The sequence below is a fragment of the Micrococcus sp. CH7 genome, from assembly GCF_001595485.1.
Taxonomy (GTDB): Bacteria; Actinomycetota; Actinomycetes; order Actinomycetales; family Micrococcaceae; genus Micrococcus; species Micrococcus luteus.
In genome coordinates this window covers 181,805-201,358 of the sequence record NZ_LOSQ01000021.1, presented here as the reverse complement: position 1 = coordinate 201,358, position 19,554 = coordinate 181,805, and the positions used below count along the sequence as shown (strand labels likewise).

The window sequence follows — 19,554 nt, the reverse complement described above, 5'->3', positions numbered from 1 at the left end:
CGCGCGCACCTCGCCGAGAAGGAGCACGAGCATGGCGCTGACCATGACCCTCAAGGAGGAGCTGGCCCGTGTGCCGGTCGCCGCGACCCCGGAGCGGCGGGCGGAGACCGCGGCGATGCTGCGGTTCGCCGGGGGGTTGCACCTCGTGGCCGGCCGCGTCGTCGTGGAGGCGGAGCTGGACCACGGCGCCAGTGCGCGCCGCCTGCGCGCCGCCATCACCGACCTGTACGGCCTGGCCCCGGAGATCGTGGTGGTCTCCGGCGGCAACCTGCGCCGTGGTCAGCGGTACGTGCTCCGGGTCGTGCGCGGGGGAGAGGACCTCGCCCGGCAGACCGGGCTCATCGACCAGCGGGGACGGCCCGTGCGTGGCCTCGCGCCGGTCCTCGTCAGCGGGACGACGGCGGCCACCGCCGCCGTGTGGCGCGGGGCCCTGCTGGCCCACGGCTCCCTCACCGAGCCCGGCCGCTCGGCGGCCCTCGAGGTGACCACGCCGGGCCCGGAGGCCGCGCTCGCGCTGGTGGGGGCCGCGCGTAGACTCCGCGTGGCGGCGAAGGCACGCGAGGTGCGTCAGTCGGACCGCGTCGTGGTCCGCGACGGCGAGGCGATCGCCACGCTGCTGGCCGCCGTCGGCGCGGAGCAGACCGCGACCCTCTGGCGCGAGCGGCGCGAGCGCAAGGAGGTCCGGGCCACCGCCAACCGCCTGGCGAACTTCGACGACGCCAACCTGCGCCGTTCCGCCCAGGCCGCCGTCATGGCCGGGGCGAAGGTGGAGCGGGCCCTCGAGATCCTCGGGGACGAGGTGCCCGACCACCTTCGCTACGCGGGTCGGCTGCGCCTCGAGCACAAGCAGGCCTCCCTCGACGAGCTCGGCCGCCTCGCGGACCCGCCGATGACCAAGGACGCCGTCGCCGGGCGCATCCGCCGGCTACTGGCCATGGCGGACAAGCGGGCCGCCGAGCGGGGCATCCCCGGGACGGACGCGGCCTCCGAGGGCTGAGCGCGGGATCACCGTCGACGGGATCTGGCCCCGGCGCTCCGCCCCCGATCACAATGGAGACGGACGGAATACGCCGCCGAGACGCGAGGTTGCCCGAGGTGGAGGCCGAGGGCGTCCTGCCCGCAGCCTCGCCTGACCAAGGAGGAAGCATGACCGAATACACCCTTCCGGAGCTGGACTACGACTACGCCGCGCTGGAGCCGCACATCTCGGCCCGCATCATGGAGCTGCACCACTCCAAGCACCACGCCACGTACGTCAAGGGCGCGAACACCGCCCTGGAGAAGCTGGCCGCCGCGCGTGAGGCCGGCGACTTCGGCTCCGTGAACCAGCTGTCGAAGGACCTCGCCTTCAACCTGGGCGGGCACACGAACCACTCGATCTTCTGGAAGAACCTCTCGCCGGAGGGCGGCGACAAGCCGACCGGCGAGCTGGCCGCCGCCATCGACGAGTACTTCGGCTCGTTCGACCAGTTCCAGGCCCACTTCACCGCCGCCGCCCTCGGCATCCAGGGCTCCGGCTGGGCCGTGCTGGCCTACGAGCCCATCGGCGGCAACCTGGTGATCGAGCAGTTCTACGACCAGCAGAACGGCGTGCCGGTCGCCACCATCCCGCTGTTCCAGCTGGACATGTGGGAGCACGCCTTCTACCTCGACTACCAGAACGTCAAGGCGGACTACGTCAAGGCGATCTGGAACATCGTGAACTGGGCCGACGTGCAGGCCCGCTTCGAGGCCGCCCGCGCCGGCGCCTCCGGCCTGATCCTCCCGGCCTGATCCACACCGCGCACCGGGGCGCTGACGTCGTGGCCCCACGACGTCAGCGCCCCGATGCGGGGAGGGGCTCGGCGCTCCGGCCCTGTCCCCACCGCGCGCCCGGACCGGGCGCGACCGCTCGACCGCACCGCCCCGGACCCACCGCCACGGGGACCACGCAACGCGAACTAACGAGAGAGACCACCATGACCAAGATCGCCATCAACGGCTACGGCCGCATCGGACGCAACATCGTGCGCGTGCTCAGGGACCGCGGCCACGAGGGCCTCGAGCTGGTCGCCGTGAACGACCTCGCCGACCCCGATGACCTGTTCTGGCTCACCAAGTACGACACCATCCTGGGCCGCTACCCGGGCGAGCTGGAGCGGACCGAGAAGGGGTTCCGCATCGACGGCCGCGACGTCGCGTTCTTCCAGGAGGCCGACCCGACGAAGCTGCCGTGGGGTGAGCTCGGCGTGGACCTGGTCATCGAGTGCACCGGCATCTTCACGACCGGCCCCAAGGCGCAGGCCCACCTCGACGCCGGGGCCAAGAAGGTCCTCATCTCCGCTCCCGCCAAGGAGGTCGACGGCACCTTCGTGATGGGCGTGAACGAGCACACCTACGACGCGGAGACGATGCACATCGTCTCGAACGCCTCGTGCACCACCAACTGCCTGGCCCCGATGGCGAAGGTGCTCAACGACGAGTTCGGCATCGTGGACGGCATCATGACCACGATCCACGCGTACACCGGCGACCAGAACCTGCACGACAACGTGCACAAGAAGGATCGCCGTCGGGCGCGCGCCGCCGCCCAGAACATGGTGCCCACCTCCACGGGCGCGGCCAAGGCCATCGGCGAGGTCATCCCGGAGCTGAAGGGCAAGCTCGACGGCTTCGCCATGCGGGTGCCGACCATCACCGGCTCGGCCACCGACCTGACCGTGGAGCTGACGCGCCACGTGGAGGTCGAGGAGATCAACGCGGCGTTCAAGAAGGCCGCGGAGTCCGGACGGCTGCAGGGCCGCCTGGTCTACTCGGAGGACCCGATCGTGTCCTCGGACATCGTCACCTCCCCGGCGGCGTGCACCTTCGACGCCCCGCTGACCAAGTCCATCGGCCAGACCGTGAAGATCATCGGCTGGTACGACAACGAGTACGGCTACACCTCCCAGCTCATGGACTTCGCGGACGTCGTCGCCTCGAAGCTCTGAGCCCGCACGGCGCCCGACGGCCCGGGCCGACGGTTCCTCCGTCGGTCCGGGCCGTCCGCCTAGACTGCACCGTGAACCGACCCCGCTCCGGCACCCCAGGAGGCATCATGCCCGCATCGACCCTCACCGATCTGCTCGAGGCCGGCGTCGCCGGCCGCACCGTGCTCATCCGGTCCGACCTGAACGTCCCGCTGGACGGGGACACCGTCACCGACGACGGCCGCATCCGGGCCTCGCTGCCCGCGATCCGGGACCTGGCCGAGGCCGGTGCGCGCGTGATCGTCATGGCCCACCTGGGCCGCCCCAAGGGTGAGCCGGACCCCGCGTACTCCCTCCGCCCCGTCGCCGCGCGCATGGCCGAGCTGCTGGGCGCCGACGTCGCCCTGGCCGCGGACGTGACCGGGGACGACGCGCGCGCGAAGGCCGCCGCCCTGCAGGACGGCCAGGTGCTGCTGCTGGAGAACGTGCGCTTCGACGCCCGCGAGACCTCCAAGGACGATGCCGAGCGCGCCGCCCTCGCCGACGAGATGGCGGCGCTGGCCGGCGACGACGGCGCCTACGTGGGCGACGCCTTCGGCGCGGTCCACCGCAAGCACGCCTCCGTGTTCGACGTCGCGGCGCAGCTGCCGGCCCACCAGGGCCCGCTGGTCGCCGCCGAGCTCGAGGTGCTCACCCGTCTGACCGAGTCCCCGGAGCGGCCCTACGTCGTCGTGCTGGGCGGGTCCAAGGTCTCGGACAAGCTGGCCGTGATCGACAACCTGCTGGACAAGGCCGACACGCTGCTGATCGGCGGCGGCATGCTCTTCACGTTCCTCAAGGCGCAGGGCCACGAGGTGGGCGCCTCCCTGCTCGAGGAGGACCAGCTCGACACCGTCCGCGAGTACCTGCGCCGCTCCGAGGCCGGGGCCGCCCGCATCGTGCTCCCCACGGACATCGTCATGGCCTCCGGCTTCGCGGCCGACGCCGAGCACGAGGTCTTGGCCGTGGACGCCCTCACCTCGGGCGCGCACGGCGCGTCCGCCATGGGCCTGGACATCGGCCCCGAGACGGCCCGGGCGTTCGCGGAGCAGATCCGCGGCGCCCAGACCGTGTTCTGGAACGGCCCCATGGGCGTGTTCGAGTTCCCGGCCTTCGCGGAGGGCACCCGGGCGGTGGCCCAGGCCCTCACCGAGGCCTCCGCGGCCGGCGGCCTGTCGGTGGTCGGCGGCGGCGACTCCGCGGCGGCCGTGCGCACGCTGGGCTTCGCCGACGACGCGTTCGGCCACATCTCCACCGGCGGCGGCGCCTCCCTCGAATACCTCGAGGGCAAGGAGCTCCCGGGCGTCACCGCCCTGGCCGGCGAGGGGCGGGCGTGAGCATGGCGGAGCAGACCACGCGTGTGCCGCTGATCGCGGGCAACTGGAAGATGAACCTGGACCACCTCGAGGCCGTCACCCTGGTGCAGCGCCTCACGTGGCTCCTCACGGACGCGGGCCATGACCAGGAGGCCGTGGAGGTCGCGGTGTTCCCGCCCTTCACGGACCTGCGGGCCGTGCAGACGCTCGTCACCGGCGACCGCCTGGACCTCGCCTACGGCGCGCAGGACCTCTCGCCCGAGGACGCCGGCGCCTACACGGGCGACGTCTCCGGCGCGTTCCTGGCCGCGCTGGGGTGCCGCTACGCGATCGTGGGCCACTCCGAGCGCCGCACCCTCCACGGGGAGGACGACGCCCTCGTCGCGCGCAAGGCCGCCGCGGCCCTCCGCCACGGCCTCACCCCGGTGATCTGCGTGGGCGAGGGCCTGGAGGTGCGCCAGGCCGGCCGGCACGTCGAGCACACGCTCGCCCAGCTGGAGGGCTCCATCGCGGGCCTGTCGGCGCAGGACGTGGCCGGCGTCGTCGTCGCTTACGAGCCCGTGTGGGCGATCGGCACGGGCGAGGTCGCCGGACCCGAGGACGCGCAGCAGATGTGCGCGGCCCTGCGGGCCCGCGTGGCCGCGCTGCACGGCGACGACGTCGCCGCCGGGCTGCGGATCCTCTACGGCGGCTCCGTGAAGTCCTCCAGCGCGCCGGCGCTGCTGGCGCAGCCGGACGTGGACGGCGCCCTCGTGGGCGGCGCCAGCCTCGACGCGGACGAGTTTGCTAAGATCGTCCGGTTCGACCAGGCCTGATCCGTCCGGCCCGACCGACCGCATTCTCCGTGACGGCCCCGGCGCGCGCCGGGGCCGCACCTCGACCCGAGGAGCCCTCCCGTGGACGTCCTGACCCTGGCCCTGCAGATCCTCGTGGTCGTGCTCAGCGTGGTCATCGTGCTGCTCATCCTGCTGCACAAGGGCCGCGGCGGCGGCGTCTCGGACATGTTCGGCGGCGGCGTGACCAGCTCGATGAGCTCCTCGGGCTCCGCCCAGCGTCTGCTTACCCGCCTGACCGTCGGCTCCGTGGTCGCCTGGGGTGTCGTGATCGCCCTGCTCGGCGTCCTGCCGCGACTGACCATGGAGTCCTGAGGCCGCCCCGCCGGGCCCCGACGCGAACGCCCCGCACGGAAGATCCGTGCGGGGCGTTCGCGCGTCCCGGACCGGTGGGGCGCCGGGGGCCCCTCAGCGTTCGGAGGCCTGCACGGGGGAGAGGTCCGTGCGCGGCAGGCCCTGGTGGAGCACGGCGCCGAAGACCTCGTCCGGGTCCAGGCGGCGCAGCTCCTCGGCCAGGCAGTCCTGGATCGTCCGGCGTGGCAGGGAGATGCGCTGCACCGGCCGGCCCTGCTGATAGAGCCGGGCCACCTGCGACTGCGAGCGGGAGAGCACCACGTCCCCGTCCGTGCACCGCAGGCGCACCGCACGGATCCCGTGGCCGACCTTCGAGTGCGCGATCGTCACGGGCACCTTCAGGGTCAGGGTGAGCCACGCCGCGAGCAGCATGGTGCTGGGGGAGTCCGGCGCCCCGTCCACCGTCACCGAGCGCAGGGTGGCCACGTCGAGCGTGTCGAAGATCCCGGCCACCTGGATCCGCCACAGCGTCAGGCGCGTCCAGGCCAGGTCGGTGTCCCCCTCATGGTGGCCCGCGCGCAGAGCCCACAGGGCGGGCTCGGCCGCGGACGCCGAGGCCGTGTCCGTGATCCGGCGGTGGGCCAGGCGACCGAGCGCCGTCGCCGAGGGGACCCCGGGTGGCACCCCGGGCCACCACACGACGATGGGCGCATCGGGCAGGAGCAGCCCGGAGACGAGCGACTCGTCGGCGTGGGCGTTCTCCCCGGCGCACCACAGCACCACGACGTCGGAGGCGCCGGCGTCGCCCCCGACCCGGATCTCGGCGTCCAGGCGGGTGGGGGCCGCGGGGTCGCCCAGGGCCAGGACGACGATGCGGCACGGGTGTTCGAGCGAGGCCGCGTTGGCGGCCTGGACGGCGGACTCGATGCCGGCGTCGTCCGTGCTGATCACGAGCGTGAGGACGCGGCCGAGGGTCACGACCCCGCTCTTCTCGCGCAGCTGCGTGATGCGCTTGGCCACCTGGGAGGTGGTGGTGTCGTGCATGCGGATCTTCACGGGCGCCTCCAGCTTCGTCCGTCGCGGGCCATGAGGGCGTCGGCCGAGGGCGGTCCCCACGTGCCCGGGGCGTAGGGCTCGGGCTGGGTGCCCAGGCTCGCCCAGTGCTCCTCGAACGGGTCCACGATCCGCCAGGACAGCTCCACCTCGGCCTGGCGCGGGAACAGCGGCGGCTCCCCGAGGAGCACGTCGAGGATGAGACGCTCGTACGCCTCGGGGGAGTCCTCGGTGAAGGCGTGGCCGTAGCCGAAGTCCATCGTGACGTCGCGGATCTCGGTCTGCGTGCCGGGCACCTTGGACGCGAAGCGGATGGTGACGCCCTCGTCCGGCTGCACCCGGATGACGATGATGTTCTGCCCGAACTCGTCCCCGTCGTGGACGGGGAACAGCAGGTGCGGGGGCTTCTTGAAGACGACGGCGATCTCCGTCACCCGCCGGCCGAGGCGTTTGCCGGCCCGCAGGTAGAACGGCACGCCCTGCCAGCGCCGCGTGCGGATGCCCACCTTGAGCGCGGCGTACGTCTCCGTGACGGACGCCGGGTTGAAGCCCTCCTCGTCGAGGAATCCCGTGACCCGCTCGCCGCCCTGCCAGCCGGAGGTGTACTGGCCGCGGGCGGAGGCCGCCGCGAGTCCCTCGGGCGTGTCCGGGACGGTCACGGCCTCGAGGACCTTCTCCTTCTCCGCGCGCAGATGGCCCGCGTCGAACGAGATCGGCTCCTCCATCGCGGTGAACGCGAGCAGCTGCAGGAGGTGGTTCTGGATGACGTCGCGCGCCGCGCCCACGCCGTCGTAGTAGCTCGCCCGTCCACCGATGCCGATGTCCTCGGCCATCGTGATCTGGACGTGGTCCACATGCTCCGCGTTCCAGAGCGGCTCGAACATCCGGTTGGCGAACCGGAACGCGAGGATGTTCTGCACCGTCTCCTTGCCGAGGTAGTGGTCGATGCGGAACACCGCGTCCGAGGGGAAGACGCGCTCGATCACAGCGTTGAGCTCCTGCGCGCTGGCCAGGTCGTGGCCGAAGGGCTTCTCGATGACCACGCGGCGCCACGGGCCCTCGGCCGGCTGCGACCGGTCGGCCAGGCCCTGGTCGGCCAGGTGGCGGGAGACGGCCTCGAACCAGTCCGGCGGGATGGAGAGGTAGAACGCGGTGTTCCCCCGCGTGCCGCGTGAGGTCTCGAGCTCGGCGAGCACCTCGTCGAGACGGACGTAGGCAGCCTCGTCATCGAACGCGCCGGAGACGAAGCGCAGGCCGCCCCGGAACTGGTCCCACACGGTCTCGTCGAACGTGGTCCGGGAGGAGGCCTCCACGGCGGCGCGCACGTAGTCGGCGAACTCCTCGTCGGACCAGTCGCGGCGGCCGAAGCCGACGAGGGAGAACGCCGGCGGCAGCAGGCCGCGCTGGGCGAGGTCGTACATGGCCGGCAGGAGCTTCTTCTTCGCCAGGTCGCCCGTCACGCCGAACAGCACGAGCGCCGACGGGCCCGCGATGCGGGTCAGGCGCCGGTCACGGGGGTCGCGCAGCGGGTTGCGGGGGGCGGTCCGGGACTCACCGGCCACGGACGGCGCTCCTCAGGGCCTCGATGCCCGCGTCGCGGCGGCGCAGGTGCAGGGTGACCACGGGGCGGCCGAGATCGCCGAGCACCCGGGCGTCGCCCGCGGCCTGCGCGGCGATGAGCCTGCCCAGGGAGAACGGGCGGCCGGGCACCTCGATGTCCAGGCCGGCGTCGCCGGTGATCTGCAGGAACACGCCGACGGCCGGGCCGCCCTTGTGGAACTGCCCGGTGGAGTGCAGGAACCGCGGACCCCAGCCGAACGTGACCGGGCGACCGACCAGGTCCGCCAGGTCCGCGCGCAGCTCCTCGAGCTCGGCGTCGTCGTGACGGGAGAGGTAGGCGTGGACCGCCAGGTAGCCGTCCTCGGGCACCAGCGCCGCCGTGGCGCGCAGCACGCCGGCCAGGTCCGGGGCAGAGGTCACGGACGCCGGGCCGGAGACCTCGACGCCCTCCACCTCACCGTCGGCCGTCCGCTCGGCGGCAGGGCTGTCCAGCAGGGTGCGCGCGGCGGCCTTGGCGGCCTCCACGTCCGGCTGGTCGAAGGGGTTGATCCCGAGCAGGCGACCGGCCACCGCGGTGGCCACCTCCCACAGCAGCAGCTGGGCGCCGAGCGAGCCGGCGACCTGCACGCCGTGGCCCGGGGCCGCGACGTCGTCCTCGCCGACGAGCTGCACCTGCAGCAGGTCGGGGGCGTCCCACGCGGTCTCGGGGTCGCCGGGGGCGACGACGACGGGCAGCAGCCCGGTGCCGTCCTTGCCCGTGGACTCGGCGATCAGCTGCTCGATCCAGGCCGGCAGTCCGGCGATGCCGGACCCGTGGTCGGCGAAGACGAGCTTGTCGCGCAGCGGGCGGGTGCCGCCCAGGGCCGCGCCGAGCTGCAGGCCCGGGTTGTCCTCGTCGTCGGCGATCAGCAGGTCGAGCACGGCCTCCGCGTCGTCCAGCAGGGCCGCGACGTCCACGCCGGCCAGGCCGGTGGGGACCAGGCCGAACGCGGTGAGGGCCGAGAAGCGCCCGCCCACGGTCGGGTCCGCGGTGAAGACGGCGCGCCAGCCGGCGGACTCGCACGCGGCGTGCAGCGGTGAGCCCGGGTCCGTGACGGCGACCAGGCGGGTGCGGGGGTCGATCCCGGCGTCGCGGAACGCGGCCTCGACGACGCGGCGCTGCGAGTCGGTCTCCACGGTGGAGCCGGACTTGGAGGAGACCACCAGCACGGTCCGCTCGAGGTCGCGCTCGAGGGCGCGGGAGACCTGGAGCGGGTCCGTGGAGTCCAGGACCTCGAGCTCGACGCCGGCCGTCGCCGCGATCACCTCGGGGGCCAGGGACGAGCCACCCATGCCCGCCAGGACCACGCGGTCCACGCCCTCGGCGCGCAGCTCCCGGGTCAGCTGGGCGATGTGCGGGACGAGGGCGCGGGAGTCCTCGAACAGGTCGATCCAGCCGAGCCGCTTGGCGGCCTCGTCGCGGGCCGGCGCCCCCCACAGGTCGGCGTCCTGCTCCCCGAGGCGGGAGGCGACGCGGTCCTGGAGGAGAGCGGGCAGATGGCGGTCGATCGCCTCGAGGGCGGCTCCGGTGGCGGTGAGGCCGAGGGTGCTCATGGGGGGGTCCTTCCGTGCGCGTGGCGAGCGGGCGGCGGGGTCGGGGGCGGGTGCGGTCAGCGGTGGGCGTCGAGCCCGGAGCGGACCGAGCCGAGCAGCTCGTCCCACGCGGCCTCGAACTTCTCCAGGCCCTCAGTCTCCAGCACGTCCACGACGTCCTGGTAGGACACGCCCGCCGCGCCGACCGCGTCGAGCAGGGCGTCGGCGTCGGCGTAGGCGCCCGTGACGGTGTCCGCCGCGATCACCCCGTGGTCGGCGACCGCCTCGAGGGTCTTCTCCGGCAGGGTGGTCACGGTGTGCGGTGCCACGAGCTCGGTGACGTACAGCGTGTCCGGCAGGGCGGGGTCCTTGACGCCGGTGGAGGCCCACAGGGGCCGCTGCACGGGGGCGCCGGCCGCCTCGAGCAGGCGCCAGCGCTCCGAGTCCAGGGCCTGATCGAAGGCGCGGTAGGCCAGGCGGGCGTTGGCGACGGCGGCCCGGCCGGTCAGCGCCTCGGCCTCGCGGGTGCCGATCGCGCGCAGCCGCGCGTCGACCTCGGTGTCCACACGGGAGACGAAGAAGGAGGCCACCGAGTGGAGGCGGCGGACGTCGTGCCCGTTCGCCCGGGCCTTCTCCAGGCCGGTGAGCCAGGCGTTGAGCACCTGGCGGTAGCGGGGCAGCGAGAAGATCAGGGTCACGTTCACGCTGATGCCCTCGCCGAGCACGTCCGCGATGGCGGACATACCCTCCACGGTCGCGGGGATCTTCACCATGAGGTTGGGACGGTCGACGGCCGCCGCCAGCTCGCGGGCCTGGGCCGCGGTGCCGGCGGCGTCGCGGGCCAGGCGCGGATCGACCTCGAGGGAGACGAAGCCGTCCGCCCCGCCGGTGCGCTCGTGGACGGGCGCGAGCACGTCGGCGGCGCGGCGCACGTCCTCGGTCGTCAGGGCGACGACGGCCTCGTCCACCGAGGCGCCGGCGGCGGCGAGGTCGCGCAGCTGGCCCTGGTAGGCGCCCGCGTCCGCGAGGGCGACGGCGAAGATGGACGGGTTTGTGGTGACGCCGGTGACCGAGCGGGTGGCGATCAGCTCTTCGAGCGTGCCCTCGTCCAGCCGCGTGCGGGAGAGGTCGTCGAGCCAGATCGACACACCGGCCTGGGCCAGCGCGGCGGTGTTCGGGTTCTGCGGGGTGCTCATGGTCTGCGGGTGCCTTCCCTTCGGGGTGGACGTGCTCGGGGCGCCGTGGGCGCCGGGCCTCAGAGGAGGCCGCGGGTCACCGCGGCGACGTGCTCACCGGTGAATCCGTACTTCTCCATCAGGCGGGCGCCGTCGGCCGACTCGCCGTAGTGCTCGAGGCTCACGCGGGCGCCCGGGGAGGAGGCCGTCACCGTGTGCTCGAACCACGGCATCGCGATGCCGGCCTCGACGGAGACGCGGACCGGGGCGTCGGGGCCGTCGGGCAGGACCTCGGCCCGGTAGGCCGCGTCCTGCTCGGCGAACCACTCGAGGCACGGGGCGGAGACGACGCGGGTCGGGACGCCGTCGGCCTGCAGCAGCTCGCGGGCCCGCACGGCCACGGAGACCTCGGAGCCGGTCGCGATCAGCAGCGCGCGGGCCGGCGTCGGCGCGCCGTCGGCATCCGTGGCGTCGACGAGGACGTAGGCGCCGCGGGCCACGCCCGAGGCGGGGGCGAAGCCGTCCGTGTCCCGGGGGAGCACGGGCAGGTTCTGCCGGGACAGGATGAGTCCGGCCGGGCGGTCCCGGAGCTCGAGCACCGTCCGCCACGCCCACGCGGTCTCGTTCGCGTCGGCCGGGCGGACGACGTCGAGCCCGGGGATGGCCCGCAGTGCGGCCAGGTGCTCCACCGGCTGGTGCGTGGGGCCGTCCTCGCCGAGGCCGATGGAGTCGTGCGTCCACACGTACGTGCTCGGGGTGCCCATGAGGGCGGCCAGGCGGACGGCGGGGCGCATGTAGTCGGAGAACGTCAGGAACGTGCCCATGTACGCGCGGGTCAGGCCACCGATCGTGATGCCGTTGACGATCGCCCCGGCCGCGAACTCGCGGATGCCGAAGTGCAGGGTGCGGCCGTGTTCGTCGCCCTGCCAGGTCGCCGTGGAGCGGCGGGCTGGGATGAAGGAGGGCTCGCCCTTCATGGTCGTGTTGTTCGACCCGGCGAGGTCGGCCGAGCCGCCCCAGAGCTCGGGCATGACCGGCGCGAGGGCCGTGAGCACCTCACCGGAGGCCGCGCGCGTGGCCAGGCCCTTCTCGTCCGCGTCCCAGGACGGGAACGCGTCCGCGAAGCCGGCGGGCAGCTCTCGTCCGGCCAATCGGTCGTACAGCCGCGCGTTCTCCGGGTTCGCCTCGCGCCAGGCCTGGAACGCCGCCTCCCACCCGCGGCGGTACTCGGCCGAGCGCTCGGCGATGGACCGGGCACCGGCCAGGAGCTCGGGGTCGACGTCGAAGGTCGTGGTCGGATCCAGCCCGAGGCCCTCCTTCAGGCCGGCGACCTCGTCCGTGCCGAGCTTGGAGCCGTGGATGCCACCGGTGTTCTGCTTCGTGGGGGAGGGCCAGCCGATCACGGTGCGCAGCTTGATCAGCGAGGGCCGGCCGGTCTCGGCCTTGGCCGCCACGAGGGCGTCGTACAGGGCCTCCACGTCCTCCGTGTACTCGGTCACGGCGTGGCCCTGGGCGCCGTTGGTCCAGTCGACCTCCTGCACGTGCCAGCCGTAGGCCTCGTAGCGGCGCACCACGTCCTCGGTGAACGCGACGTCCGTGTCGTCCTCGATCGAGATGCGGTTCGCGTCGTAGACGACCACCAGGTTCCCGAGCTCCTGGTGCCCGGCCAGCGAGGAGGCCTCGGCGGCGACGCCCTCCTGGATGTCCCCGTCGGAGGCGAGCACGAACACGTGGTGGTCGAACGGGGAGGTGCCGGGGGCGGCGTCGGGGTCCATCAGCCCGCGCACGCGGCGCTGCTCGTACGCGAAGCCGACGCCCATCGCCAGGCCCTGGCCCAGCGGACCCGTGGTCACCTCGACGCCGTGGGTGTGGCCGTACTCCGGGTGGCCCGGGGTCCTGGAGCCCTCGGTGCGCAGCGCCTGGATGTCCTCGATCTCGAGCCCGGCGCCCGCGGCGAACAGCTGCAGGTACTGGATGAGCGAGGCGTGGCCCGCGGAGAGGATGAAGCGGTCCCGGCCCTCCCAACGGTCGTCCGTGGGGTCCAGGTGCATGACGTTCTGGTACAGCTGCCACGCCACGGGGGCCAGCGAGATCGCGGTGCCGGGGTGGCCGTGCCCGGTTTTCTCCACGGCGTCCGCCGAGAGCGCCTTGAGCGTGTCCACCATCCGGCGGTCCTGCTCCGAGTAGACGAACCCGCGGGCCGGGGCCACCCGGTCCAGGGTCGGGGGGGTGGGCGGCTGCGCGGCGTCGGTCACGGGTTCTCTCCTGGCGGATCGGGAGCGTCGGGGCGCGGCCCCGGCCGACGCCGGGGCGTCGCGGCGTGGGGCCGTCGTCCCAGCCTAGCCGCGCGACGGCGGGGCGGGCCCGACCGGGCGCCCCATGACATGGTTCGCCCCCGGGCGAACAGCCGTTGACACGAGTAGACTGGGTCAAGGCCTGCCCGCAGGCGGACCGCCCGAGTGGCCGATCCGAACCCCGGGACGGGCACGCCCACCGTCCCCTCACCGTGAGAAGCAGATGTCATCCTCCCTGGAGTCGCCGTCCGCCGCCCGCGTCGCCGCCGCCGAGCCCGGCGTCGTCGATCGGCCCCCGCTGCCCCTGCGCCGCAAGGTGCGGGCGTACGTCGAGCTGACGAAGCCCCGGGTGATCGAGCTGCTGCTGGTGACCACGCTGCCGACCATGATCTTCGCGCAGCGCGGCTTCCCGGACGTGTTCACCATGATCGCCACGCTCGTCGGCGGTGCGCTCGCCGCCGGCGCCTCCGGCACCTTCAACTGCTACATCGACCGGGACATCGACCGGGTCATGAAGCGCACCGAGAACCGGCCGCTCGTCACCGGCGAGGTCACCCCGCGCGGGGCCCTCGTGTTCGCGTGGGTGCAGACGGTCGTGTCCATCCTGATCCTCGGGTTCGGCGCCAACTGGCTGGCGGCGGGCCTGGGCGTGGCCGCCATCTTCTTCTACGTGGTCGTGTACTCGCTCGTGCTCAAGCGCCGCACGGAGCAGAACATCGTGTGGGGCGGCATCGCCGGCTGCTTCCCCGTGCTGATCGGCTGGGCGGCCGTGCGCGGGACCGTCGAGTGGCCGGCCATCGTGCTGTTCCTCGTGGTCTTCCTGTGGACGCCCCCGCACTACTGGCCGCTGTCCATGAAGTACAAGCGCGACTACCAGCAGGCCGACGTGCCGATGCTCGGCGCCATCGCCTCCGCGCGCCACGTCTCCAACCAGGTCGTGCTCTACGCGTGGGCCACCGTGGCGTGCTCCCTCCTGCTCGTGCCGATGGGCTGGGCCGGCATCGTCTACACCGCGGTCGCGCTCGTCGTCGGCGGCTGGTTCATCTGGGAGTCCCACGTGCTGCAGGTGCAGGCCCAGCGCGAGGACTTCGAGGACCGCAAGGCCATGAAGGTCTTCCACCTCTCCATCACCTATCTGACGCTGCTGTTCATCGCCCTGGCCGTGGACCCGTTCGTGGGCGCGCCGCTGATGCACTTCGGCGCCTGAGCGCCGGTCCGCCCCGGGCGCTCTCCCCGGGACGCAGACGACGACGGCCCCGCACCAGCCGGTGCGGGGCCGTTCGCGTGCGCGGGGCGTCAGCCCGCGGCGACGGTGCGCGCGGGCGTGGCGGCCTCGACCGCGGCGCCCGGCCCGGCCGTGACGTAGCGGGCGACCTGCCGGTCCCAGGTCTCCGTCGCGGCGGCCACGAGCAGGGCAGAGCCCAGCATGTGCAGCAGGACCACGCCGATCGGCAGGCCCGTGAAGTGCTGGGTGTAGCCCACGACGGCCTGGAACACGAGGGCGAGCAGGAGCCGCAGCACGGCGGCGCGCTGCAGGCGGGAGGCACCGGCCGCGCGGCGCACCGTGAAGAACAGGACGAGGGCGGCCGCCAGGAGCAGGTACACCGGGACCACGTGGGCACGCGTGACCAGCAGCGGGTCGAACTCGTGGCGCGGCGAGCCGGGGTCGCCGGAGTGCGGGCCCGTGCCGGTCACCACGGTGCCCAGGTACACGGCGGCCCACGTCAGCGCGAACGCCGCCCAGGCGGCGGCACGGGACCGGCCGGTGGTGGCGCCGTCCACGAGGGGCACCCCCGCCCGGCCGGCACGGCGCTCGGCGGCGATGCGCACCACGAGCAGGGTCGCCACGGCCACCATGATCGAGGACACGATGAAGTGGCCGGCCACCCACCACGGGTTCAGATTCGTCAGGACCACGACGCCGCCCACGAGGGCCTGCGCGGGGATGCCGGCCAGCAGGCCCACGGAGAGCCAGAAGGGGCTGCGGTGGGTGCCGCGCAGGTTCCACAGGGACAGGAACATGGCGGCGGCGATGACCACCAGGACGAACGTCAGCGTCCGGTTGCCGAATTCGATGTAGCCGTGGATGCCCATCTCCGGGGTGTTGGTGAGGGACTCGGGCGAGCACTTGGGCCACGTGGGGCAGCCCAGGCCGGAGCCGGTGAGGCGCACGGCGCCGCCGGTGACGATGATGCCGATCTCGGACGCCAGGGACGCCACGGCGAGGGCCATGGTGGCCTTCGAGAGGCGCTGCGGCAGACGGGCGGCGAGCCCGGCCGGGGCGGTCCGGGCCGCGGGGGTGGTGGTGGACACGGTGTCCTTCCGATCGTTCGATGCAGGGGGACGGGGAACGGCTCAGGGCCGCCAGCGGAACCAGCGGAGCGCGGCCGCGACGGCCACGGCGCCCCACAGGGTGAGCACGAGCAGGGGGACGGGCGACCAGGCCCCGTCCAGGAGGGCGGCCCGCAGGGCCGTGCCCAGCGCGCCGGAGGGGAGCAGGTCCACGCCGGGGACCCGGGCGGGGAACACCGTGCCGCCGACGGCGCCGAACAGCACCCACAGCAGGTTGGCGACGGCGAGGGTCGCCTCCGGCCGGGCCGTGCCGGCGAGCAGCAGCCCGAGGGCCGTGAAGGCGGCGGCCCCCAGCGCGAGGGCGACGAGGGCCGGCAGGATCCCCTCGGGGTCCGGACGCCAGCCGAGCGCCAGGCCGACGCCGCCGATCACGCCCACCTGCACCAGCAGGAGGGCCACCACCGCCAGGGCCTTGCCGGCGACGAGGCCGAGCGTGCCCAGCGGGGTGGTGGCCAGGGCGGCGAGCACGTCGTAGCGACGCTCGAAGCCCGTGGCGATCGCGGTGGCCGTGAACGCGGAGCTGATCACGGCCAGGGCGAGCACGCCGGGCACGGCCACGTCCAGGCCCGAGCGGCCCGGGGCGTCCAACAGGCCGGTGACGTGCACGCCCACGAGCGCGAGCAGGGGCAGCACCACGGTGACGAGCAGCTGCTCGCCGTTGCGCAGCGCGGTGCCGGTCTCGTAGCCGGCCTGACGCAGGACGCGGGCGGCCAGCGGGGCGGCGCCCGCGTGGGCTCCGGTGCCGGCCGGGGCGCGGTGGTCGACGACGGGCGTGCTCATGCGGCGGTCTCCCGGAGGATCTGCTCGAGGCGCAGTCCAGCGCGCTCGAATCGGGTGGGCATCAGGGCGTGCTCCCGCCAGCTCGCGGCGAGGACGGCCAGGTCGTCCGGGCCGCGGACGCCGGCCACGCGCAGGCGGGCGGACTCGTCGAGGCCGGCCGCGCGCAGCGGCGCGGGCAGGGTGTCGGCCCAGGCGCGGACGGCGTCGGGGGAGGCGTCGCCGAAGTCCACGTCGACGACGTCGCCCTCGGCCACGCGCGTGAGCTCGGCCAGCGAGCCGGAGCGCACCACGCGGCCGGCGCGCAGGATGGCGACGTCGTCCGCGAGCCGCTCGGCGTCGTCGAGCAGGTGCGTGGTCAGCAGCACGGCGGCGCCGCGGTCGGTCTGCTCCCGCACGACGTCGTGCACGACGGGCCGGGTCTCCGGGTCGAGGCCCGCGGTGGGCTCGTCGAGGAACAGCATGTCCGGCCGGCCGACGAGGGCGGCCGCGAGCGCGACGCGCTGGCGCTGGCCGCCGGAGAGGCGGCGCAGGGGGCGGCCGGCGACGTCGGCGATCAACAGGCGCTCCAGCAGCGGCTCGACGGGCAGCGGGTCGCGGTACAGGGACGCCACGTGGCCGACGAAGCGGCGGGCGGGGATCGCGGGCGGCAGGCCCCCCTCCTGCCACATCACGCCGATGCGGGCGCGCAGGTCGGCGGAGGCCCGCCACGGGTCCGCGCCGAAGACGCGCACGGTGCCGGCGTCGGGCCGGTCCATGCCGTGGCAGAGGCCGAGGGTGGTGGACTTGCCGGCCCCGTTGGGGCCGAGCAGCACCGTGACGGCGCCGGCACGGGCGGTGAGGTCGACGCCCCGCAGGACGGGGGTGCGGGACCGGCCGCGGCCGAGGCTCCGGTGGACGTCGCTCAGGCGCAGGACGGGCTCGTCGCGCGGCACGGGATCCGGGGTCAGGGGAGGTCGGGGCACCGTGCCAGTCTAGTCCTCGGGCCCTGCGACCCCGGCTCGTGGGGTCGGGGGCGTCCGGGTCTGCGGCGGGTTCCGCCGCGGGCGTCATCAAGCCAGGTGAGCCTCACTTGAACCGTTCCAGATCAATAGGTCATGATGGCGTGGTGTATTCGGATCAGTCTGCGTCGCCCCCCGCTCCGGCCCCGGCCGAGGGCACGCGCGAGCGTGTGCTGCAGCTGGTCCTGACGCGTGGTCCCGTGAGCGCGGCCGAGATCGGTCGCGAGCTGGAGCTGACCGCCGCCGCCGTGCGCCGCCATCTGGACGCGCTCGAGGAGGACTCGCTCGTCGAGGTCAAGCGGGTCACCGCGGCCCGCGGCGCGGGACGGCCCTCCCGCCGCTACGTGGTCACGTCGCACGCGCAGGAGCACCTGCCCAAGGACCACCTCGCCGTCGCCCTGGACACCCTGGCCCGCCTCGAGGAGCTCGGCGGGGAGGAGGAGGTGCGCCGCGCCGCGCGCCACGCCTTCCGTGAGATCGAGGAGCGCTTCACGGCCGCCGTCGACGGCCGGGAGACCGACCTTCAGGACCGCACTCGGATCCTCGCCCAGGTCCTCGACGAGGCCGGCTACGCCGGCACGCTGCGCCACTTCGGCGCGGGGTTGGCGCCCACCCTCCGCGCGGACCAGGTCTGCCAGGGGCACTGCCCGTTCCAGGGAATTCCCGCCCGCCATCCGGAGTTCTGTGAAGAGGAGACCGCGCTGTTCGCCCGCCTGCTCGAGGTGGACGTGCGCCGGCTCTCCACCCTCGCCGCCGGCGCCCACGTGTGCACCACACATGTGCCGCTGGGCCGAGACTGAGCTGCGCGGGCCACGCCCCGGCTCCCGACGACCACCCGACCGCAGTGACTAGTGAGAGAGGCTGAGATGACCGACCAGATCGTCCAGCGGGACTCCGCGGAGACCGCCGACCCCGGCGTGATCCAGGAGATCCTCGACAAGAACCCCGAGCTCAACGCCATCGGCGCCTACCAGTACGGCTGGGCCGACTCCGACGCGGCCGGCGAGAAGGCCGTCCGCGGTCTGAACGAGGACGTCGTGCGCGACATCTCCGGCAAGAAGGACGAGCCGGAGTGGATGCGCGACCTGCGCCTGAAGGCCCTCAAGTACTTCGAGCGCAAGCCGATGCCGGCGTGGGGCCCGGACCTGTCCGGCATCGACTTCGACAACATCAAGTACTTCGTGCGCTCCACCGAGGGCCAGGCCAAGACCTGGGAGGACCTGCCCGAGGACATCCGCAACACCTACGAGCGCCTGGGCATCCCCGAGGCCGAGCGCGAGCGTCTCGTGGCCGGCGTCGCCGCCCAGTACGAGTCCGAGGTCGTCTACCACCAGATCCGCGAGGACCTGGAGGAGCAGGGCGTCGTGTTCCTCGACACCGACACCGCGCTCAAGGAGCACCCGGAGATCTTCGAGGAGTACTTCGGCACCGTGATCCCGGTCGGCGACAACAAGTTCGCCTCCCTGAACACGGCCGTGTGGTCCGGCGGCTCCTTCGTGTACGTGCCCAAGGGCGTGCACGTGGAGATCCCGCTGCAGGCCTACTTCCGCATCAACACGGAGAACATGGGCCAGTTCGAGCGGACGCTGATCATCGCGGACGAGGACTCGTACGTGCACTACATCGAGGGCTGCACCGCCCCGATCTACCAGTCCGACTCGCTGCACTCGGCGGTCGTCGAGATCGTGGTGAAGAAGAACGCCCGCGTGCGCTACACCACCATCCAGAACTGGTCCACGAACGTGTACAACCTCGTGACCAAGCGCGCCGTGGTCGAGGCCGGCGGCACCATGGAGTGGATCGACGGCAACATCGGCTCCAAGGTGACCATGAAGTACCCGGCCGTGTACCTGACCGGTGAGCACGCCACCGGCGAGACCCTCTCCGTCGCGTTCGCGGGCAAGGACCAGCACCAGGACACTGGCTCCAAGATGGTGCACATGGCCCCGCACACGAACTCCTCGATCGTGTCCAAGTCCGTGGCCCGCAGCGGCGGCCGCGCCGCCTACCGCGGCCTGGTGCAGATCGCCGAGGGCGCGAACGGCTCCGCCAACTCGGTGGTGTGCGACGCCCTGCTCGTCGACACGGTCTCCCGCTCCGACACGTACCCGTACATCGACATCCGCGAGGACGACGTGACCCTCGGCCACGAGGCGACCGTCTCGAAGGTGTCCGAGGAGCAGCTCTTCTACCTCATGAGCCGCGGCATGTCCGAGGACGAGGCCATGGCCATGATCGTGCGCGGCTTCATCGAGCCGATCGCCCGCGAGCTGCCCATGGAGTACGCGCTCGAGCTCAACAAGCTGATCGAACTGCAGATGGAAGGATCGGTGGGCTGAC

17 protein-coding genes are annotated in these 19,554 nt (G+C 73.4%); 9 read left to right on the top strand and 8 right to left on the bottom strand.

Annotated elements, in window-relative coordinates; translation table 11 throughout:
- Positions 1-31 precede the first annotated feature (31 nt).
- From whiA to secG, 6 genes are all read left to right on the top strand, one after another.
- The gene (whiA, locus tag AUV08_RS06615) at positions 32-997 is read left to right on the top strand and encodes a DNA-binding protein WhiA (RefSeq protein ID WP_061867952.1); all 966 of its coding nucleotides are present in this window, start codon (positions 32-34) and stop codon (positions 995-997) included.
- 149 nt (positions 998-1,146) lie between these two features.
- Positions 1,147-1,773, top strand: coding sequence for a superoxide dismutase (locus AUV08_RS06610; protein WP_036315296.1), 627 nt, complete (start codon positions 1,147-1,149; stop codon positions 1,771-1,773).
- A gap of 185 nt (positions 1,774-1,958) precedes the next feature.
- Positions 1,959-2,969, top strand: a complete 1,011-nt coding sequence (gene gap, locus AUV08_RS06605; RefSeq protein WP_061867953.1) for a type I glyceraldehyde-3-phosphate dehydrogenase — start codon at positions 1,959-1,961, stop codon at positions 2,967-2,969.
- 107 nt (positions 2,970-3,076) lie between these two features.
- Positions 3,077-4,324 carry a phosphoglycerate kinase gene (gene pgk, locus AUV08_RS06600; protein WP_061867954.1) on the top strand — a complete coding sequence of 416 codons (1,248 nt, stop codon included), beginning with the start codon at positions 3,077-3,079 and terminating at the stop codon, positions 4,322-4,324.
- Between the two features lie 2 nt (positions 4,325-4,326).
- Positions 4,327-5,118: a triose-phosphate isomerase gene (tpiA, locus tag AUV08_RS06595; RefSeq protein ID WP_061867955.1), complete on the top strand. Its 792-nt coding sequence runs from the start codon at positions 4,327-4,329 to the stop codon at positions 5,116-5,118.
- A gap of 81 nt (positions 5,119-5,199) precedes the next feature.
- A complete protein-coding gene (gene secG / locus AUV08_RS06590) occupies positions 5,200-5,451 on the top strand; it encodes a preprotein translocase subunit SecG (RefSeq protein ID WP_036315286.1) in 252 nt (83 codons plus the stop codon).
- Between the two features lie 93 nt (positions 5,452-5,544).
- Here secG and AUV08_RS06585 read toward each other — a convergent pair whose 3' ends face one another.
- The 5 genes from AUV08_RS06585 to tkt are packed head-to-tail and all read right to left on the bottom strand — an operon-like array spanning position 5,545 to position 13,045.
- Positions 5,545-6,486 carry a glucose-6-phosphate dehydrogenase assembly protein OpcA gene (locus tag AUV08_RS06585; RefSeq protein WP_061867956.1) on the bottom strand — a complete coding sequence of 314 codons (942 nt, stop codon included), beginning with the start codon at positions 6,484-6,486 and terminating at the stop codon, positions 5,545-5,547.
- Positions 6,483-8,045 carry a glucose-6-phosphate dehydrogenase gene (zwf, locus tag AUV08_RS06580; protein ID WP_061867957.1) on the bottom strand — a complete coding sequence of 521 codons (1,563 nt, stop codon included), beginning with the start codon at positions 8,043-8,045 and terminating at the stop codon, positions 6,483-6,485. Before zwf ends, AUV08_RS06585 begins: the two co-directional genes overlap by 4 nt.
- Positions 8,035-9,636 carry a glucose-6-phosphate isomerase gene (locus tag AUV08_RS06575; RefSeq protein ID WP_061867958.1) on the bottom strand — a complete coding sequence of 534 codons (1,602 nt, stop codon included), beginning with the start codon at positions 9,634-9,636 and terminating at the stop codon, positions 8,035-8,037. Before AUV08_RS06575 ends, zwf begins: the two co-directional genes overlap by 11 nt.
- A gap of 56 nt (positions 9,637-9,692) precedes the next feature.
- Positions 9,693-10,811 (bottom strand): transaldolase, encoded by a 1,119-nt coding sequence (gene tal / locus AUV08_RS06570; protein ID WP_061867959.1) that lies wholly within the window; start codon positions 10,809-10,811, stop codon positions 9,693-9,695.
- Between the two features lie 59 nt (positions 10,812-10,870).
- A complete protein-coding gene (gene tkt, locus AUV08_RS06565; RefSeq protein ID WP_061867960.1) occupies positions 10,871-13,045 on the bottom strand; it encodes a transketolase in 2,175 nt (724 codons plus the stop codon).
- A gap of 262 nt (positions 13,046-13,307) precedes the next feature.
- On the opposite strand from tkt, the gene AUV08_RS06560 reads away from it, so the two are divergent.
- On the top strand, positions 13,308-14,291 hold the full coding sequence (locus AUV08_RS06560) for a heme o synthase (protein WP_061867961.1): 984 nt from the start codon (positions 13,308-13,310) through the stop codon (positions 14,289-14,291).
- Between the two features lie 89 nt (positions 14,292-14,380).
- On the opposite strand, the gene AUV08_RS06555 is transcribed toward AUV08_RS06560, so the two are convergent.
- From AUV08_RS06555 to AUV08_RS06545, 3 genes are read right to left on the bottom strand one after another with little or no spacing between them, the layout of a single operon-like run.
- Positions 14,381-15,397 (bottom strand): heme A synthase, encoded by a 1,017-nt coding sequence (locus tag AUV08_RS06555; RefSeq protein ID WP_061867962.1) that lies wholly within the window; start codon positions 15,395-15,397, stop codon positions 14,381-14,383.
- A 42-nt stretch (positions 15,398-15,439) separates the two neighbouring features.
- Positions 15,440-16,216 (bottom strand): ABC transporter permease, encoded by a 777-nt coding sequence (locus tag AUV08_RS06550; protein WP_061867963.1) that lies wholly within the window; start codon positions 16,214-16,216, stop codon positions 15,440-15,442.
- Entirely contained in the window at positions 16,213-17,178 is a 966-nt protein-coding gene (locus AUV08_RS06545; protein ID WP_230956199.1) for an ABC transporter ATP-binding protein, read from the bottom strand. The genes AUV08_RS06550 and AUV08_RS06545 overlap by 4 nt, the downstream gene beginning before the upstream one ends.
- A 140-nt stretch (positions 17,179-17,318) precedes the next feature.
- On the opposite strand from AUV08_RS06545, the gene AUV08_RS06540 reads away from it, so the two are divergent.
- Positions 17,319-18,014 (top strand): metalloregulator ArsR/SmtB family transcription factor, encoded by a 696-nt coding sequence (locus tag AUV08_RS06540; RefSeq protein ID WP_231862141.1) that lies wholly within the window; start codon positions 17,319-17,321, stop codon positions 18,012-18,014.
- Positions 18,015-18,080: 66 nt separating this feature from the next.
- Positions 18,081-19,553, top strand: a complete 1,473-nt coding sequence (gene sufB, locus AUV08_RS06535; protein ID WP_036315257.1) for a Fe-S cluster assembly protein SufB — start codon at positions 18,081-18,083, stop codon at positions 19,551-19,553.
- Position 19,554 lies beyond the last annotated feature (1 nt).

What these genes read in the sequence shown, in the direction of transcription:
- AUV08_RS06560 (WP_061867961.1), top strand. Translation starts at nt 13,308, where the DNA reads ATGTCATCCTCCCTGGAGTCGCCGTCCGCCGCCCGCGTCGCCGCCGCC.
- pgk (WP_061867954.1), top strand. Translation starts at nt 3,077, where the DNA reads ATGCCCGCATCGACCCTCACCGATCTGCTCGAGGCCGGCGTCGCCGGC.
- gap (WP_061867953.1), top strand. Translation starts at nt 1,959, where the DNA reads ATGACCAAGATCGCCATCAACGGCTACGGCCGCATCGGACGCAACATC.
- AUV08_RS06575 (WP_061867958.1), bottom strand. Translation starts at nt 9,636, where the DNA reads ATGAGCACCCTCGGCCTCACCGCCACCGGAGCCGCCCTCGAGGCGATC.
- tpiA (WP_061867955.1), top strand. Translation starts at nt 4,327, where the DNA reads ATGGCGGAGCAGACCACGCGTGTGCCGCTGATCGCGGGCAACTGGAAG.
- whiA (WP_061867952.1), top strand. Translation starts at nt 32, where the DNA reads ATGGCGCTGACCATGACCCTCAAGGAGGAGCTGGCCCGTGTGCCGGTC.
- tal (WP_061867959.1), bottom strand. Translation starts at nt 10,811, where the DNA reads ATGAGCACCCCGCAGAACCCGAACACCGCCGCGCTGGCCCAGGCCGGT.
- AUV08_RS06610 (WP_036315296.1), top strand. Translation starts at nt 1,147, where the DNA reads ATGACCGAATACACCCTTCCGGAGCTGGACTACGACTACGCCGCGCTG.
- sufB (WP_036315257.1), top strand. Translation starts at nt 18,081, where the DNA reads ATGACCGACCAGATCGTCCAGCGGGACTCCGCGGAGACCGCCGACCCC.
- AUV08_RS06550 (WP_061867963.1), bottom strand. Translation starts at nt 16,216, where the DNA reads ATGAGCACGCCCGTCGTCGACCACCGCGCCCCGGCCGGCACCGGAGCC.